Origin of the sequence: Amycolatopsis sp. SID8362, assembly GCF_010550475.1 — a bacterium.
GTDB lineage: Bacteria > Actinomycetota > Actinomycetes > Mycobacteriales > Pseudonocardiaceae > Amycolatopsis > Amycolatopsis eburnea.
In genome coordinates this window covers 1-676 of sequence record NZ_JAAGNB010000034.1, presented here as the reverse complement: position 1 = coordinate 676, position 676 = coordinate 1, and the positions used below count along the sequence as shown (strand labels likewise).

The following is a 676-nucleotide window of genomic DNA, read 5'->3' as shown; positions in this document are numbered from 1 at the left end:
GTCGCGCGACTGCGTGAAGGCCTCGCTCGCGTCGTGCAGGCCCGAAGCCAGGAGCGTCAGCGGGACCGCGCCCAGCATGGCCACCGACGCCACCACCGCGGCGACCCGGTGCCCCGCGCGAACCGCCGCGTACACGGCGAAGAGGTAAGCCACGACGGGCACTTCGAAGCCGGCGGCCTGGTAGACCAGCGCGCACGCCGCGGTCGCCACCAGCACGGCGACCGGCGCCCGGCGGCGCGCGGCCAAGGCCAGCCCGCCGGCGACCAATGCCGCGTAACCCAGGAGAGACGGCGGGCGGTCCGCGGACAGCCCGGCGCTCAGCAACGCCACCGCCACGCCGGCGGCGATCACCCCGTCCACGATCCGCGCGCGGCTCATCCCCAGACCCTAGCCGCGCGGAACTGCCGCCCAGGGAGCATTTTCCGGCTACCACGAACGCGGTAGCCGGATGCCGACGTCCGCACGACGACCGGCGGCTCCTTCGCGGACATGCTCGGGGACGTCCGATCCGGGAAACGAAGGAGCAGCTCATGAACATCGCCGCCGCCGCTTACGACCTGACACCGGGACGGCTGTGGTCCCTGGTGGGCGCGGCACTGGGCATCGCGGGCGTGGTCGCGGGCGGGCTGGCCCTGCGCCGCGGCAAGGGCGCGATCGTCGCGCTGGTCACGGGAGT

At 74.4% G+C, this 676-nt stretch carries 1 pseudogene; it reads right to left on the bottom strand.

Going from position 1 to position 676, the window contains the following annotated elements:
* Positions 1 to 378, bottom strand: a pseudogene (locus G3I65_RS01335) (sensor histidine kinase); the annotation flags it as partial.
* Positions 379 to 676 lie beyond the last annotated feature (298 nt).